At 48.5% G+C, this 17269-nt stretch carries 11 protein-coding genes; 4 read left to right on the top strand and 7 right to left on the bottom strand.

Going from position 1 to position 17269, the window contains the following annotated elements; translation table 11 throughout:
* Positions 1–28: 28 nt before the first annotated feature.
* A complete protein-coding gene (locus BCT27_RS14825; protein ID WP_102318953.1) occupies positions 29–2200 on the bottom strand; it encodes an ABC transporter permease subunit in 2172 nt (723 codons plus the stop codon).
* A gap of 241 nt (positions 2201–2441) precedes the next feature.
* On the opposite strand from BCT27_RS14825, the gene BCT27_RS14820 reads away from it, so the two are divergent.
* From BCT27_RS14820 to ppx, 3 genes are read left to right on the top strand one after another with little or no spacing between them, the layout of a single operon-like run.
* The gene (locus BCT27_RS14820; protein WP_102318954.1) at positions 2442–2951 is read left to right on the top strand and encodes a glycine cleavage system transcriptional repressor; all 510 of its coding nucleotides are present in this window, start codon (positions 2442–2444) and stop codon (positions 2949–2951) included.
* A 19-nt stretch (positions 2952–2970) separates the two neighbouring features.
* Complete coding sequence (gene ppk1 / locus BCT27_RS14815) at positions 2971–5067, top strand: polyphosphate kinase 1 (RefSeq protein WP_102318955.1); 2097 nt, start codon at positions 2971–2973, stop codon at positions 5065–5067.
* On the top strand, positions 5060–6568 hold the full coding sequence (ppx, locus tag BCT27_RS14810; RefSeq protein WP_102318956.1) for an exopolyphosphatase: 1509 nt from the start codon (positions 5060–5062) through the stop codon (positions 6566–6568). Before ppk1 ends, ppx begins: the two co-directional genes overlap by 8 nt.
* A 114-nt stretch (positions 6569–6682) precedes the next feature.
* On the opposite strand, the gene BCT27_RS14805 is transcribed toward ppx, so the two are convergent.
* The 5 genes from BCT27_RS14805 to sbcD form a co-directional block, all read right to left on the bottom strand.
* Positions 6683–7636 (bottom strand): PstS family phosphate ABC transporter substrate-binding protein, encoded by a 954-nt coding sequence (locus BCT27_RS14805; RefSeq protein ID WP_102318957.1) that lies wholly within the window; start codon positions 7634–7636, stop codon positions 6683–6685.
* Positions 7637–7650: 14 nt separating this feature from the next.
* On the bottom strand, positions 7651–8946 hold the full coding sequence (phoR, locus tag BCT27_RS14800) for a phosphate regulon sensor histidine kinase PhoR (protein WP_102396122.1): 1296 nt from the start codon (positions 8944–8946) through the stop codon (positions 7651–7653).
* A 63-nt stretch (positions 8947–9009) separates the two neighbouring features.
* Entirely contained in the window at positions 9010–9699 is a 690-nt protein-coding gene (gene phoB, locus BCT27_RS14795; RefSeq protein ID WP_017012467.1) for a phosphate regulon transcriptional regulator PhoB, read from the bottom strand.
* Between the two features lie 146 nt (positions 9700–9845).
* On the bottom strand, positions 9846–13535 hold the full coding sequence (locus BCT27_RS14790; protein ID WP_102396121.1) for an AAA family ATPase: 3690 nt from the start codon (positions 13533–13535) through the stop codon (positions 9846–9848).
* Complete coding sequence (gene sbcD, locus BCT27_RS14785) at positions 13532–14767, bottom strand: exonuclease subunit SbcD (RefSeq protein ID WP_158240036.1); 1236 nt, start codon at positions 14765–14767, stop codon at positions 13532–13534. Before sbcD ends, BCT27_RS14790 begins: the two co-directional genes overlap by 4 nt.
* A 122-nt stretch (positions 14768–14889) precedes the next feature.
* Here sbcD and rdgC point away from each other — a divergent pair, with 122 nt between their 5' ends.
* Positions 14890–15804, top strand: coding sequence for a recombination-associated protein RdgC (gene rdgC / locus BCT27_RS14780; RefSeq protein ID WP_198597572.1), 915 nt, complete (start codon positions 14890–14892; stop codon positions 15802–15804).
* A 76-nt stretch (positions 15805–15880) separates the two neighbouring features.
* Here the strand turns inward: rdgC and BCT27_RS14775 are convergent, their stop codons facing one another.
* The gene (locus tag BCT27_RS14775; RefSeq protein WP_102396120.1) at positions 15881–17161 is read right to left on the bottom strand and encodes a peptidoglycan DD-metalloendopeptidase family protein; all 1281 of its coding nucleotides are present in this window, start codon (positions 17159–17161) and stop codon (positions 15881–15883) included.
* Between the last annotated feature and the right edge of the window lie 108 nt (positions 17162–17269).

Here is a 17269-nt window from a genome sequence, read left to right as displayed (position 1 = left end):
CGAGCGCTTCGATGTGAGGAGAAAGCCATTACAACGCACGGTATTTCTCCCGCAACCGCTGACGAACAAATTCAGCAATCGTGTTGAACAAGAAGGTGAAACTGAACAAGATAAACGCGGTGAGGAACAACACGCGATAATGGGAACTGCCCACCTCGGATTCGGGCATTTCAACTGCAATGTTGGCCGACAGAGTCCGCAGCCCTTCAAAGGGGTTCCACTCCATCAATGGCGTGTTACCTGTCGCCATCAGAACAATCATGGTTTCTCCAACCGCACGGCCTAACCCCATCATCACCGCGGAGAAAATGCCCGGGCTTGCCGTCAGCAATACGACGCGTGTAAGGGTTTGCCAATGGGTTGCACCCAAGGCTAGTGAACCATTCGTAAGGTGGCTAGGCACAGAGAAAATCGCATCTTCCGCGATGGTAAAAATCGTCGGTACGACAGCAAACCCCATCGCCAATCCAACAACAATGGCATTTCGTTGATCGAAATTCACGCCAAGCACATCGGTGACAAAAACACGGCTATCGCCACCGAGATAATGCATTTCAATGTAAGGGCCAATCGCAAATGCCGTGTATCCCAACAGCAAAATAAGAGGGATAAGAACAAACAAGTGTCCGCCACTTGGCAGGTGCTTTCTCACTGACCGCGGCAATTCAGCCCAAGCAAATGCGGTGACCAAAAATGCAATCGGCAATGCAAAGAAGATGAGCAACACGGCAGGTAAATGGGTTTCAACAATGGGTGCAAGCCAAAGCCCAGCAAGAAAGCCGAGAATGACTGTCGGCAATGCTTCCATGATTTCAATCGTCGGCTTCACCACTTTACGTAAGCCCGATGGCATGAAATACGCCGTGTAGATAGCACCACCAACGGCTAAAGGCACCGCAAAAAGAAGCGCAAATGCCGCCACTTTTATCGTTCCGAACACGATAGGCACCGCACTCAATTTACCTTCAAATGATTCATCACCAGATGTTGATTGCCACACATAGTCAGGCTCGCTATAGCCTTCATACCAGATTTGGCTCCACAACGATCGGATGCTCACATCAGGGTGAGGGTTATCAACATCCAGCAACGTTAGAGTATTGCCTTGCTCTGCAATCAAGCGATCCGCACGCGGCGAGAACGAAAATGCTTCAACACCTTTCGCCAAATCCGAGAAAGAAAAACGATCATCGGTTTCACTCGGCGCGTGCCATAAGGTTAATTTCCCGAATTCAGATAAATTGGCAAACACATTACGATGCAATTCCGCCGCCATAATACCCGGAGGAGTATCAAAGCTCCGCGCTAACGTCAGCGATCTCGCATTGGCTTTGACGACGTCAAACCACTGCCCTATCTGACCGTTCTCTAAGCGGATCAACAAAGAGTGCCCACCCGCCAACGCTGTCATTGAGCGTGGTTCTTGATTCGTCACGGCCTCGATATCAACCGTTTCTCTCAGCGCGATATCGCGACGAAGCACACTGTAGACCTTCAGCTTAGATTCCGATAGAACGTACACTTTACGGCCATCATGGGCAGCTAACACGGTTGATCCCGACAACACAGGAAAAACAGCTCTACGCGTTTCTTTCCCTTGCTCTTGAACTGAAATGATCAGTTCATTAGCAACGATGCCCGCCACCAGCAAATGGTCGCCTTCCATCGAAAAAGACACCGACGATACTGGCGCCTCCCCCTCACTCAAATCTACAGTTTGAAGCGGCTGAATATCAGGGGTGAATTGGCGAGTGCCATTTTGGTAATGAGCAAGAAAGCGGAGTCGATGCAACGACACTTCGCCATTATTCAGCCCGTAAGCAACTTTGCCTGCCGCCGTCGATGCAGCAAAAAAACTGGTAGGCGAAAACGCGAGTTGCTGTTGAAGAAGCGTTTCGGGTTTCTCATTTAACGAAAAAACGACCAGCTCACCAGTGTCTGAATAGCGAAAACCAAATTGGTTATTTTCGTCAATGCCGAGCTGTGCAGGCGCACCAGAGAGAGGTATCTCCAGACGTGTGTCAATCGTCACATCTGGGCTTTTAAAAAGAGGAAACACAACATATGCGAGGTAGAAGAAAATCAATAGCAACGCAAAAAGCACGACTAACCCGCCACCGATAACGGATAAGCGAGCAAGTTTGTCTTTCAAGCGCCGACGGGGATCACCTTGTGTCAGCACATTGGCGGCGTTTGCCATTGGTACCTCTGAATCTAGATTTAGTGGCTCATATTATGTCTTTTTGATGACATAATTGTGACAGTGCATAAATATGTAAATCGTGTAGCAAGTGACATGAGGCGCCGATAAAAGGTATTGAGGCCTTTGTTAACATTGATTCAAGACACACTTCCTAATGGCTCAATAACGCGTCAGTGGACATGCAATAGACCTGCTTTAATAATGGAAGACCCACCGATGCAGATGTTAAGGATTAACCATGAAGCAGCTAGTGATCACCCTGATCGGCACAGATAGGCCAGGACTTGTCGAAACACTCTCCGATACCGTATTTCAACATCACGGCAGCTGGCAAGCGAGTAGCCTGAGTAAACTTGCGGGCAAGTTCGCCGGAATCATACAAGTAGACATCAAAAATGAAGATGTGGACTCGCTCGCAAAAGCACTGAACGGCATTCCAGAGCTTGACGTATTGATCGCGGATACGCCGCGTCAATCCGAACCAGATAGCACTACACACTCTCTCACAGTGACAGGCAATGACCGCTCGGGCATTATTCAAGAGGTTACGCGAGAAATTGCGAAATTTGGTATTAATATCAACAAACTGAAAAGCCACGCACAAAGTGCCGCCAATTCTGGTGGCATGATTTTCACGGCAGATTTCGATCTTGATATCGCCAATTCAATCCCTTTATCGGATCTCGGAGAAGCATTGGAAGGCTTGTCTGACGATCTCATCGTGGAGTTTGACGTCAGCGATATCTGAATAAGTAGGAAAGGGAAGGATGAGTGCTGACACGTTTTTCATAGATAAAGAACTAAGCTGGCTATCGTTTAACGAAAGGGTATTACAAGAAGCGGCCGACAAAAGCGTTCCGATCATCGAACGTGTCCGTTTTCTCGGTATTTTCTCAAGCAACCTTGATGAGTTTTATCAGGTCAGGTTTGCCGATGTAAAACGCCGACTCATTATTAGCGAAGAGCAACACGGAGACGTGGGCGTTCGTGAACTGATGAGTAAAATCCAAGAAAAGGTGCTTAAACTCAATCAAGATTTTGACCACCTTTATAACGATATTTTGTTGGAGATGGCGCGTCGCCATATCTTCTTGGTCAATGAAAGACAATTGACTGAATATCAACAAAACTGGCTTAAACGCTTTTTCGTCAGCAGCCTCCTTCCCCACATCACACCCATTATCCTAACGGAAAAAATGGATGTACTGTCTTTCTTGAAAGATGCTTACTCCTATATTGGTGTCGAGCTCAAAAAAGAAGGACAACCAACGCGCTACGCACTCATTGAAATCCCAACAGATGACGTAGAACGCTTCATCAAAGTACCAGAGCCCAAAGGCAAGCGCCGTCGTAAAACCATCATCTTACTCGACAACATCATTCGTCTTTGTCTTGATGAAATCTTCCGTGGTTTCTTCGACTATGACAGCATCGAAGCCTATGCGATGAAAATGACGAGAGATGCAGAATACGATTTAACACACGAAGTCGACCACAGCTTGCTTGAAAACATGTCAGACAGTCTCGACCAACGCTTAACCGCCCTTCCGGTGCGTTTCGTTTATCAAAGAGACATGCCTGAAGACATGATTGAACGCATCATCAAAATGCTGAAGATCTCTGATTACGACAGCGTTCTGCCTGGCGCACGCTACCACAACTTCAAAGACTTCATTGGTTTCCCAAATGTGGGGATGAAGTACCTTGAAAACCCGGCGTTACCCGCCATTGAATCTACCGACTTCATGCGTCATAACAACGCATTTGATGCAATCCGAGCGCGCGATGTGCTTTTGTATTACCCCTACCACACCTTCAGACACATGACGGAATTGGTTCGCCAAGCCTCATTCGATCCCAAGGTGCGTAGCATTCGCATCAACATCTATCGTGTTGCGAAAAACAGCCGAATCATTAACTCGATGATCGATGCGGCGAATAACGGTAAACGCGTCACCGTAGTCGTTGAACTTCAGGCCCGCTTTGATGAAGAAGCAAACATAGAATGGGCACGCGTATTAACGGATGCAGGCGTAAAAGTCGTCTTCGGCACACCCGGCCTAAAAATCCACTCAAAGCTATGCCTCATATCTCGCCGCGAAGAAGATGGCGTTCAGGAATATGCGCACATAGGTACAGGTAACTTTCACGAGAAAACCGCCCGTATCTATACCGATTTTTCCTTGTTTACTGCCGATAAAACACTGACAACTGAAGTTCGCAAGGTGTTCAACTTCATAGAGAACCCCTACAAGCCCGTGAAGTTCTCCAACCTTATTGTTTCACCACGCAATTCACGCAGTCGTCTTTACAAGCTTATCGAACGCGAAATTGAACATGCCCGTGCAAAGCGCAAATCTGGCATCACGCTCAAAGTAAACAATCTTGTAGACCCTGGGCTGGTGAACTTGCTTTACAAAGCCAGCAGTGAAGGCGTGAAGATACGCATGATCATTCGTGGTATGTGCTCACTGATCCCTGGTGTTAAAGGCCTGAGTCAAAATATCAAAGCCATCAGTATTGTCGACCGCTTCCTTGAACATCCACGCGTATTCGCTTTCGAAAATGGTGGGGAACGCGATGTTTACATCTCTTCTGCTGACTGGATGACACGCAACATCGACAATCGCATCGAAGTCGCTACGCCCATCAAAGACGAACGCCTGAAACAACGCATCATGGACATTCTTGAAATTCAATTCCTAGACCGTGCGAAGGCGCGTGTTTTGGATAAAGACATGTCAAATGCGTATGTAAAACGTGGAAATCGCAAAAAAGTTCGTTCGCAAACTGCCATTTACGATTACCTTAAACAAGTAGAACGAGCAGAAAAGCGGCAGGCGGACAAACAAAAGAATGAATGACGACGTTAGTGCAGAAAAGCCAAGAGAAATTGCAGCCATTGATATCGGTTCCAACAGTTTTCACATGGTCGTTGCCCGCGTCGTCGGGCAAGGACTGCAAATCGTCAGTCGACACAAGCAGCGTGTCAGATTAGCGTCTGGATTAGACAGCCATCAAAACCTAGACAATGCCGCCATCACGCGCGGCATTGAATGTTTAAGTATGTTTGCTGAACGCCTGCAAGGGTTTGATGAAGCAAACGTTCGTGTTGCCGCAACGTTCACGCTTCGAGAAGCGAAGAACAGCCATGTGTTCTTGCAGCGCGCCGCTAACGTATTCCCTTATCCTATTGAGATCATTCCTGGCATTGAAGAAGCCCGATTGATCTACATGGGTGTCAGCCACACACAACCCGGCGAAGGAAAAAAGTTGGTGGTTGATATTGGTGGAGGCAGTACCGAGCTGGTAATAGGGCGCGATTTCTACGCCGCACTCACGAACAGCAAGCACATGGGTTGCGTCAGCTACAACGCACGTTTTTTCAAAGATGGGCAAATATCAGCGAAGCGATTTACGTCCGCGCAGCTCGCTGCAGAATTGAAACTCGAAAGTATCGCCAGACAATACATCCGATACGGTTGGAATGAAGCTGTTGGTTCGTCTGGCAGCATTAAGGCCATCCGAGAAGTGCTTATTGCGTCAGGCCATGATGATGGGCATATCACACGCAAGCGACTCGATACCCTTATCGAAGCATTGTTGACGTTCAAGCACAGCGAAGACATCGACTTACCGGGACTGTCACCCGATAGACAACCTGTGTTCGCTGCGGGACTCGCCATTTTATCCGGCATTTTCAGTGCATTGAAGCTTGAAAAAATGGTGTTTTCAAACGGCGCTTTGCGCGAAGGGTTACTGTATGAAATGGAGGATCGCTTCCAGCACAGTGACATTCGAAGCCGCACCGCCGCTGATTTGGCCGAGCGATATCATATTGATAGCCAACATGCCGATAGAGTGCAGCAAGTCGCGTCTAGCTTATACCTCCAAGCAGAGCCTCAATTGAGCTCAAAAAAGGAGGAGTTATCCGTTTTACTAAGATGGGCGGCACAGCTTCATGAAGTGGGGTTAAGTATCTCGCACTCTGGTTTTCACAAGCATTCTGCCTACATATTGCAAAACACGAACCTACCAGGTTTCAACCAAGAGCAGCAAACCGTGCTTGCTACCCTTGCACGCTTTCATCGAAAGGCACTAAAACTGGGGGAAATGCCCGACTTCACCTTGTTTAAATCCAAGCATATCTTCCCTTTAATCAGGTCACTTCGGTTAGCGTGTGTATTGAACGTTCAACGATCTGACGATCCGTTACCCGACGTTGAACTGGTCGTAAACGAAGATGTGTGGACGTTGCGCTTTCCCAAAACATGGTTACGTCAAAATAGATTGCTAGAAGCGGATTTGATCGTTGAACAGGCATTGTGGCAAAACGCAGGCTGGACGCTTGATATTTCGGAATAAATGACACCTCGACGCACAGCGCTTGGGTAAAGCATCAAGTGACAACGAAAAAGCCGAAGCAATTTGCTTCGGCTTTTTTCATGTTCAATAACTCACGGAGAATAGCTGACAGAATCAGTCCAGCCCCACCAGCTCAAGCTGCTCTTGAATCACTATTTCAGGGAGGGCGACAAAACCTTCTGACGACACCAAAGCCTGACCTTGGCGAGAAAGCATCATCTTAATGAATTCCGCTTCCATACTCTGTAGTGGCTTATCAGGCACTTTGTTCACATATACATAAAGATAACGGGATAGCGGATAAATACCCGACGTTACCTTGTCTGCCGTCGCGTAGATAAGCTCTCCATCTACGTTCAGTGGTAACATTTTGGCCCCCGCAGTGCGATACCCTACACCCGCATAACCAATGGCATTAAGAGAAGAGCTCACCGATTGCACCACAGAGGCAGAGCCTGGCTGTTCATTCACATCGCTACGAAAATCCCCATCACACAAGGCTTCATCTTTAAAAAAGCCATAAGTGCCCGACACAGAGTTTCGACCAAATAACTGAATGCTACGTTTTTCCCAGCTGCCTTCGAGCCCCATTTGACCCCAGCGTGTTATCCGCAGTGTCGAGCCACAACGCAGGGTTTCTGAAAACAGTGCATCCACATCATCAAGAGAAACACCTTCTATGGGATTATCCTGATGAACGAAAATCGCCATGGCATCAATCGCGACTTTTATCGCCGTCGGCGGATACCCGTATCGACGCTCAAATAACTCCACTTCCTTCGCGCGCATTTTGCGGCTCATGGTGCCGAATTGCGCCGTTGACTCAATCAAAGCGGGCACAGCAGTGGAAGAGCCTGCGGTTTGAATTTGCATGTTCACGTTGGGGTAATATTGCTTAAACAACGCCCCCCATTGCGTCACAAGGTTGGCCAAAGTATCAGAACCCACCGTCGACAGGTTTCCAGAAATATCGTCAGTGCGGTAATACAACGGCAAATGATCGTCAGCGTTTGCCGCCGAACTTGTCGCGAGCACACCGGTGACCAGCGTGCTCACGGCTAATAGCACACTCGCAACGCGCCTTAGCATGACAAACGCTCCGGCAAGGTAAAGGAGAACACACTGCCTTTACCCACTTGGCTTCTAATCTCAAGTTCCGACTCATGGTGGTTCAGGGCGTGCTTCACGATCGCCAACCCTAAGCCACTGCCACCGGTTTGGCGCGAGCGTGCTTTATCGACGCGATAGAAGCGTTCGGTCAGGCGATCAATATGCTGAGGTGCGATACCTTCACCGCTGTCGGTCACTTCCAAACGCGGCCCTTTTAATGAACGGAACCAGCGTACTTTAATCGCCGCCCCTTCGGGTGTGTGTTTCACGGCGTTATACACCAAGTTGGAAATCGCACTGCGTAACTGATCATCGTCACCCAGCACTTGAAGGGAATGATCGACATCAAACTCAAAGGTATGAGCCTGATCGCCACTCAATGTTTGCGCTTCTTTTTCAAGTACATCCAACATCGCGGGAACATTCACTTTCTGGTCGAGCGCTATTTTCACGCTCGCTTCGATTTTAGATAGCGTCAGCAGTTGCTCCACCAACCCTTCCATACGAGACAATTGTTCCGTCATCACCCCGTGGGCTTTATCCCACATTGGACCTTGCAGCATTTCTGGGTCTTCAGACATTTCCAAATAACCGCGTAATACTGTCATCGGGGTACGTAATTCGTGGGAGACGTTAGCAAAAAAGTTTCTGCGCATGCCTTCGAGCTGTTTCAACTGAGTAATGTCACGTACCACCATCAGGTACTCACCTTCAGCATAGGGCATGGTTCGAAACTCAAGGGTTTTAGACGCAAGCAGCGGTGAACGCATTTCGAAAGCATCACCAAATTCAGCACGAGAAAGGTATTCGATAAATTCTGGCGTACGAATCAGGTTCGCGATGTACTGTCCCGCATCATCAGGCATGCGAAAGCCTAAGAGTTCTTGAGCCAGCTTGTTACACCAAACGATAGAACCATCGTGCTCAAACACCACAACGGCATCAGGCAACGATTCGGCACCGTTTCTGAATCGACGGATCAGATTAGCAAGCTCTTTACGGCGACGGCGGTTACGTTTTTGAAGGCGGTAAATGCCATTAAACAGCGGCGTCCAACTGCCTGAGCCGGAAGGTGGCGTGAGACTACGCTCTTTCCAGAGCCAATCAGAAAGCTTTAGCTGGTGATAGAAATTCCACAGCAAAACAAGAACGGTTGCGAGAAGGAGTAGCCAAGGCAAACCGCCAAAGAACCATCCTATGATGAACCAAGGTAAATAAAAAAAAGCCAGCTCAAGAGCCAGCTTCTTCCATGTGAGTCTTTCGACCATCTATGTCTCCAGCCTGTCATCCAGTGGCCATTGGATAACAATATGAAAGCGTATCCGTGAGGATTAAGAGCGAGTCGAGAAGCGGTAACCAGCGCCACGAACGGTTTGAACCAGTTTGTCGTGACCTTCTTCTTCGAGCGCTTTGCGTAAACGACGAATATGCACGTCTACTGTGCGATCTTCAACATAAACGTTAGTGCCCCAGACGTTGTTTAGCAGTTGTTCACGGCTATAAACACGTTCTTGGTGGGTCATGAAAAAGTGCAGCATTTTGAATTCAGTCGGGCCCATATCCAGCGGCTTTTCATTTGCCGTCACACGGTGCGATACAGGATCTAACTTCAAACCTTGCACATCGATAACGTCATCCAATGACGTGGGTGACACTCGACGCATGACCGCTTTTAAGCGTGCCATCAACTCTTTCGGTGAGAATGGCTTGGTGATGTAATCATCTGCGCCCACTTCCAAACCACGAACTTTATCTTCTTCTTCACCACGCGCAGTCAGCATAACTACGGGGATCTGACGTGTAAGTTCGTCGCGTTTAAGGTGCTTAATCAGGTTGATCCCTGAACCGCCTGGCAACATCCAATCCATGAGGATTAATTCCGGGTACGGCTCGCAGATCTTTTCCAGCGCGCTGTCATAGTCTTCTGCTTCTACGGCCTGATAGCCTTTTTGCTCTAGTACAAAACACAACATCTCACGAATCGGTGCTTCGTCTTCTACAACAAGAATCCGTCTTACCATTATTTAATAATCCAGTTAACGTTTATTTCTTGGACGCCATTATGTGATTATATTATGACATTTTTGTGACCCATCACGAGCTATCACAGCACAGAAAATCATCCCAACTGTCGTCATTTCACGACAGGCCACGGAAAATGCCGCCTTCAACACGATGACGATGATGCTACACGATAATGATTTTCTAACTCACTGATCCCTAACCCTGTCTTTTTCGTCACACGCAATTGCGTCGGAATACGTTCCTTCATGGCTTCGATATGGCTGATCACACCAATCATCTTGCCAGATGCATTTAAGCTGTCGAGCGCATCCAATGCAATGTCTAGGGTTTCACTGTCTAACGTGCCAAACCCTTCATCAAGGAAAAGCGAATCAATGCTGGTTTTGTGGCTCACAAGATCAGACAGCGCCAGTGCCAACGCCAGACTGACCAAGAAGCTTTCACCGCCGGATAGGGTTTTCGTGTCACGCTCTATGTCGCCTTGCCATGTATCAAGCACACTCAACTCCAACCCCTCGCCCTGCTTGCGGTTAAGCTGATAACGGCCATGAATACGGTCCAGTTGCTTGTTGGCAAGGTAGACAAGATTATCCAGCGTTAAGCCTTGGGCGAACTTACGGAATTTATCGCCCTTTTGAGAGCCGATCAGTGAGTGCAAGTACTGAATATCATCATAATCTGCGCGAAGACGCTCAATCTGTTCAAACAAGGCTTGCTGATTCTCTCGGCGTTGCTTATCCGATGATAATTCATTGCTCAATTCACCACTGCGTTTTGCCAGTTGGTTCAACACATCCGTCTGAGCCTGAAGGGCTGTTTCCACCTCATCCAGTGGTGTTTGCTCTAGTAGTTCTGCATTATCACGTGCCAATACTTCTGCCACGTGACATTGTGCTTTTTGAAGCAGGACTTTCGCGCCTTCCAAGGCATTCTCAAGTTGGCGCTTTTCTACCAACAGTTGCTGCTTTTCTTCTTCAGGCAACAAGGCAGATTGGAAGGTATAAAGCGATGTGAAAGGCGATGCCTTCAAACGTTCATTCCACGTTGCTTCTTTGCTTGCCGTATCTTCTTTCTGGCCATTGAGCGCTTGCTCTAAGCTGCTTGTTTCTGCTTGAATTGCACGTAAATCACCTTGGCAATGTTGAGCTTGCTGCTGAGTTACCGTCACGGTTTCTTCGGCGTTCGCTAATGTCACAGCACTCTGTTGCCTTTCTTGTTCCGCCACTTTGTCGCCGAACAATTCTTCGCGTTGCGTTTTCGCGGCATTCAATGCCCCAAGCAGTTTCTCGCTGTCCGTTTGCACGGCTAACAGCTGCTCATTCAACGCGCTCAGCTCACGAGAGATACTCGCAAGTTCAGATTCCAACAGCGCTACCGTCTTTCCAAGTACGTCTTTACGCTGTGTATTTTGTTCCCACTGTTCAGCATCTTGCTTTCTTTCCTCAAGCCAGGTTAATAGCGTGTCGGCATGTGGCGCGGTGTAACCGCTATCGGCAATTTGCGTGTTCAGGCCCGCTTGCAAGGTATCGAGCTTGTCTAAACGCTGGCGCAGGTCTTCGAGCAAACGTTGTAACTGTCGTTCATTGTTTTCAATGGTTAGCGTCAGCAAAGACAGTGCCTGTTCAAACCCTGCTTGTGCACGCACGGCTTCATCCCATTGCTGCTTAGCAAGTTGAAGGTGCTTGTCGTGCTCTTTTAGCTGAGCCAGCGTTTGGGTCAATGTATCTCGCGCATTCTTTTGCTCATCATTGAAGGCCATAAACGCGTCTTGTTGCGATATCGTCAACGCCAGACCCAATGCTGCAGAGGTTTCGGCCCACTGGTGTTCTAATGCTGCCTGCTGAGATTGTGTGCGGGTGAGTTGCTGTTCAAGCTCAGTGACGTAACGCTTGCATGTTTCCAGCTTCACGCCGGTTTCTTTACCTGTAATTTCCAGCTGACTCAGTGCTGTTTCGGCATCCATTTTCTGTTGAACGGTTTCCGATACATTCAGTACCGCCCCAGCCAACGCAGGGTGTTCAGTCGAGCCACACAGTGGACACGCCTCCTCGGGCTGAAGTGCTGCGCGATATTGAGCGAGGTGCTCTTCTTGACTGACAAGCTTGCCTAGCGCGTCAATAAGTTGCTTTTTATCTTTGAACTGACCGCGAAGTGCCACCAGCTCTTGTTCTAGGGTTGTCGCTAACACCGTTTGCTGTTCAAGTAGCGCTCGCTTCTCGACATTGTCTTTATCAATATCCAACCATTGCTGCTGCCACTGGCTCAACTGGAAATGCGTTGAAAGCTGATTGTTTAATCGCTCACGCTGCTTATCCAATGCATCCACATCACCTTTTGCTGTGGCTTCTGCAAACGCATGTTGCAGCGCCTCCCAGTGGCGTTTCGCCGTATCACTGGTTACAACGGCGGTGAGTTGTTCTTTTTGATCTTTCTCCGCACGGGCTTTGTCAGCATTGAGGGCGGCCATGAGGGTCTTTTCTTGCTCATGCAGCCCCGCCATTGCAGATTGTTCTTGCTGAATCTGCTCACCCATTTGTGCCCACCTACCAAGGTGTTGTTGAAGCATTCCCGCCGATTGATGCTCACTCAGGAACGTCGTCACCACATCGAGTGCTTGGGTTTGCTCCTCTAGGGCTCGCGCTTTTGCGTCACGATCCGAGGTATGTTCAACACACTTGGTTTGTAATGCCATACACTGCGCAGACATCTCTTGATGACGCTGAGCGCTATGTTTGATCTCGTTATCAAGTGGCATGACTTTTTCGGTGATCAACACATCAAGCGCTTGGTGCTGCACTTTCGTCTGCTTCAAGGTGTCCAGCGCTAATGTCAGGGCTTTTTCAGCCATTTCGTTTTGGGCCGTACTGCTTGTCAGCATGTGCTGTTTCGCCGCCAATGCGTCTGCACTTGATGCACTTTTTTGCACGGCGGTTCGCCATAGCTCGTAGGGCATCCGCAGCTTCTCTGCAGGCTCACTGTTTTCTAATTTTTCAATGCGCGGTTGGGCAGCGTCCCAGTTTGATTTCGCAAGGTGTTGCTGCTGTTCTGCCTGTGACTGTTCCTGTTGGCTCTTTTGGTATTCCTTCCACCACGCAAGATGAGCCACGAGTTCAGCCTGTCGCCCTTGTTGTGCTTTATGGTTAGCGTCCACGTCAGCCAAGGCCACTTCGATGGCTTCAATCTCTTCAGCATTCAGCAGTTGAACACCTTTGGCTTCCGCTTCTTTTTGACCAAGTTGCAATTTTGCTGCAGCAAAATGCTCATGCACTTTCTCAGAGATTCGACCGTAAATCTCCGTGCCCGTGAGTTCTTCTAACAACTCCGCACGTTCGTTTTCTTTGGCATTTAAGAAGGCGGCAAAATCACCTTGCGACAACATCATGGATTTAGTGAATCGCGAAAAATCGAGGCCAGTGATGTCTTCCACCAACTCATTCTTCTGCTTCACTTGTGTTGCCAACACCTTGTCCGTTTTTGCATCGACAAGCTCAACGTCGGCTTGTTGCAAGTTACCGTCAACCTTGCCACGAGAACGTCGCATGCTCCAAAACGCGCGGTACGGGTGACCTTTCACTTCAAACTCGACTTCTGCGGCACACTCCGCCGTGCCCCGCGTCATGATTTCATTGCTTGATGTGGAGATCAGCCCCAATCGTGGTGTTTGGTGATAAAGCGCCAAGCAGATGGCATCCAACAAGGTCGTTTTACCTGCCCCCGTCGCACCGGTAATGGCAAATAAGCCATTGTCTGAAAACGGTGTTTGGGTGAAATCAATCTTCCATTCGCCTTTCAGCGAGTTCAAATTTTTAAAGCGTAAGCTGAGGATTTTCATTCGCCCGCCTCCACATGCTCAACTTCCGCGACGATTTGCGCGAACTGCGTTTGAATGCGGGCTTTACGGGCTTCTTCCACTTCGCCGTCAAACACTTCTAAGTCGAGACGTTTTTGGAAAACGTCTTGCGGGGTTAATTCCGCCAAAGTTTCTTTTGCCTCTTGGGTCAGTGCTTGCGATTTTTGTGTGCGAGCGCGTTGCAGTTGAAGCACTTCCACATTGAGGTCTTCGGTAAGCAGCTGAATGCGCTGCTGCAAGTCGGACAGATAGTCTTGCACCGCGACTTCGATGTGCAGCCAAATAGGTTTTGGATCATCATGATCTTTTAACGCAGAAAGCTGTACCTCTATCTCTTCCAGCGACCCTTTTAGGACAGCCATAGGCTGAAAGCTCGGTACGCTGATAGGCTCGATACCAATGCGCTGCTCACCGTCGAATTCCACCAGCACCACTTGCTTGCTGAATTTAAGTTCATCGAAGCTAAGAGGGATCGGCGATCCGCTGTAGCGAATATGCTCTGATTTAGCGACAATTTGAGGACGGTGAATGTGCCCTAAGGCGATGTAATCCGCAGGGGGAAAACCATCAGCCGCAAAGCCATCCAGTGAACCGATATAGATGTCACGCACCGATTTAGACGGGCTAACCCCTAACGCCGTTAAATGCCCAGTGGTGATAATGGGCACTTGCCATTGCTGTTCACTGCGCAATTCAACCGCAGCTTGATACAAGGCGTGATAATGGGCTTTGATGGCATCGCCTAACGCTTGGCGTTTTTCGGTGCCAGACTCCCCAGCACGGCTGGTCATCACATCGCGAGGGCGTACAAAAGGCACTGCACAGACAATCGCGCCGACGTCACCCGCCTTGGTTTTCAGCGTCAACAATTGGTCTTGAAGGTCGTCACTGGTGTTGGCCACCACTTGTGTATGAAGGCAAGCCAGTAACGATTTAGATTCTTTTAGCGTGGATACTGAGTCATGGTTTCCACCTAAGACAATCAACGAGCAATGACGCTGGCTGATTGACACCACAAACTGGTTATACAGTTCACGTGCATAGCTTGGCGGCGCGCCAGTATCAAACACATCTCCCGCGACAATAACGGCATCTATTTGGTGTTCATCGATTTGATTTAACAACCAGTCTAGAAACGCTTGGTGCTCGCTTCGGCGACTTTTTGTGAAGAAATTTTGTCCTAAATGCCAGTCAGAGGTGTGAAGTATTTTCATCGCAAGTTGTGTGCTCGTTCTTGTGCTCAGTGCCAAATTGTACCCCATTTGAAGCGACATTCTCCCTTGAATGCAATACCATGTGGCCTTTGTCATTACTGGATGGATAAAGCCTCGCCATGATTTGGTTCAAGAACATTTTCACCTACCGCCTTTCGCGCGATATCGACCTCGACCCAGAGCACATTGAGAAGCAATTGTCTGAGTTTCGCTTCACGCCTTGTGGCAGCCAAGACATGCAAAAATTCGGCTGGACCACTGCGCTAGGTAAACATGGCGACATGATGACCCACGTAAGTGATGGCAACATTCTGATCTGTGCGCGCAAAGAAGAGAAAATGCTTCCTGCTTCCGTCATCAAAGACTCGCTAAACGCGCGTGTTGATGCGATGGAAACAGAGCAAGGCCGTCCATTGAAGAAAAAAGAAAAAGACAGCATTAAAGATGACATCGTGATGGATTTGCTGCCGCGCGCATTCAGCCGTTTGAGCCAAACCTATGCGTTGATCATGCCAAAAACTGGCCTCGTGATTGTTGATGCCGGCAGTGCAAAAAAAGCAGAAGACGTGTTGGCATTGCTACGTAAATCATTGGGTAGTCTGCCTGTGGTGCCTGTTGAAACCAACAAGCCTGTCGAGCTAGCGATGACAGAATGGGTTCGCTCAAACGCTGCACCCAAAGGTTTCACCATTGGTGATGAAGCTGAGTTAAAAGCGATTCTGGAACAAGGCGGCGTGATCCGCTGTAAGCAACAAGATCTGTCGAGTGATGAAATTCTCGCGCACATCGAAGCGGAAAAGTTGGTGACCAAACTGGCACTTAACTGGCAAGACCGTATCGAACTGATGCTTTGTGATGACATGTCTATCAAGCGCATTAAGTTCTCTGAAGAACTGCGTGATCAAAATGCAGACATCGACCGTGAAGACATCGCTCAACGCCTTGATGCAGATTTGTCTCTGATGTGCGGTGAGCTTGGCGCGTTCTTGCCAAACCTTTATGAAGAACTTGATGGGATTGATACGGGAAGCGACTAAACCTTTCGCTTCGCGATCATATCGCCACATAAAAAAACAGCGCCAATCGGCGCTGTTTTTTTATGTTCAAAAGCCACTACATCTTTGCAAACATCATCTTGTCGTAAGACGCCACAGATTTTTTGAAATCGGTCATTTCACTGCGTGATACAGAAGTGGCCATCGGGATTTTCGCCGTCATTGGGTTAACAGCACGACCACGGATCAGCAGTTCATAGTGAATGTGGGGCCCAGTGACACGACCGCTACGTCCTGATAAGGCAATGCGCTGACCACGCGTCACACGTTGGCCTTTACGCACCAAAATTTTACTGTTGTGCAGGTAACGTGTTCGGAATTGGTTCCCGTGATCCACAACGATGTATTTACCCGCATAAGGGTGATTTCTCACCATGACAATCACACCATCCCCTGTCGACACTACCGGCGTACCCGTTGGTACGGCAAAGTCAGTACCGTTGTGCGGAGATACGCGCCCCGTCACAGGGTGCTTACGTTTCGGATTAAAGCTCGAACTGATACGTTTTTTGCTTACCGTCGGATAGCGCTGGAAAGCACGCTGCAAGCTATTACCGCTCTTATCGTAGTAATTTCCGTCTGTGTGCAAATACGCAGTGATCGGCGCGCCACGACGTTCAATACGTATGGCTTGAATTTCTCGTTGACCACTCGGCACACCGTCAACAAATTGCTCAGCGCGAACCACTTCAAAGCGATCACCTGCGCGCAAATCTCGCGAGAAGTTGATTTTGTCTTTAAGCAGGTTGGTAACGGTATCCACGTCGTTGTAACTCAGCCCCGCTTTTCGCGCTGAAACAGAGAAACTGCCTTTGATATCGCCCGCGGAGACGGTTTGCACCCACTCGCCAGGAATATCGATTTCGTTGAACACGAACGTGCCGTCATCTTCTCGCTGGTACATCACTTTCGATGCGACGTTAAATTCCAGTTCGAGCTTGTCGAGATGCTTCGCGGAGCCATCAACCCAAAAACGCAAAATATCCCCCGGTTGAAGGGTATCAATGCGCAGATGGTTAAGGTCGGTTTCCATCAAATTAAGCAAATCGCTATAAGGAATACCTAACTTCATGAAAATCTGGCTAAGGCTATCACCAGATTGAATGGTGTATTCATAATCTGGGAGCGCCAGTTTTTCAATCACGGCAGTGTCAGTCACTGCCACATCATTCGCGGGGAAAGAGGGAAGCAAAGAATTCGAAATCGTTAAAGGGATGATTCGAGACGCGTCCGAGCTTAAGAAATTGACGGACACGGCGACCGTCACAAGTGACAATCCCATTAAGCCAAGCATCGATTTAGACAACTTACTCATCGTCTTGGTTTTCTTTTCGTACATTAAACGACTTCTCAATTACGCAGTATTTATTCATCACGACCTGACAAGAGTATAGACACACGCCACGTGTTTCAATTTATCGCCATCCATTACTGGCAATTAACACCA

Origin of the sequence: Enterovibrio norvegicus (assembly GCF_002876705.1) — a bacterium.
In the GTDB taxonomy this organism is placed as follows: domain Bacteria; phylum Pseudomonadota; class Gammaproteobacteria; order Enterobacterales; family Vibrionaceae; genus Enterovibrio; species Enterovibrio norvegicus_B.
The sequence above is the reverse complement of the archived record's forward strand: the minus strand, read 5'-3'. Positions and strand labels throughout refer to the sequence as shown.

What these genes read in the sequence shown, in the direction of transcription:
- phoR (WP_102396122.1), bottom strand. Translation starts at nt 8,946, where the DNA reads ATGGTCGAAAGACTCACATGGAAGAAGCTGGCTCTTGAGCTGGCTTTT.
- ppx (WP_102318956.1), top strand. Translation starts at nt 5,060, where the DNA reads ATGAATGACGACGTTAGTGCAGAAAAGCCAAGAGAAATTGCAGCCATT.
- sbcD (WP_158240036.1), bottom strand. Translation starts at nt 14,767, where the DNA reads ATGAAAATACTTCACACCTCTGACTGGCATTTAGGACAAAATTTCTTC.
- BCT27_RS14790 (WP_102396121.1), bottom strand. Translation starts at nt 13,535, where the DNA reads ATGAAAATCCTCAGCTTACGCTTTAAAAATTTGAACTCGCTGAAAGGC.
- ppk1 (WP_102318955.1), top strand. Translation starts at nt 2,971, where the DNA reads ATGAGTGCTGACACGTTTTTCATAGATAAAGAACTAAGCTGGCTATCG.
- BCT27_RS14820 (WP_102318954.1), top strand. Translation starts at nt 2,442, where the DNA reads ATGAAGCAGCTAGTGATCACCCTGATCGGCACAGATAGGCCAGGACTT.
- BCT27_RS14825 (WP_102318953.1), bottom strand. Translation starts at nt 2,200, where the DNA reads ATGGCAAACGCCGCCAATGTGCTGACACAAGGTGATCCCCGTCGGCGC.
- BCT27_RS14775 (WP_102396120.1), bottom strand. Translation starts at nt 17,161, where the DNA reads ATGTACGAAAAGAAAACCAAGACGATGAGTAAGTTGTCTAAATCGATG.
- phoB (WP_017012467.1), bottom strand. Translation starts at nt 9,699, where the DNA reads ATGGTAAGACGGATTCTTGTTGTAGAAGACGAAGCACCGATTCGTGAG.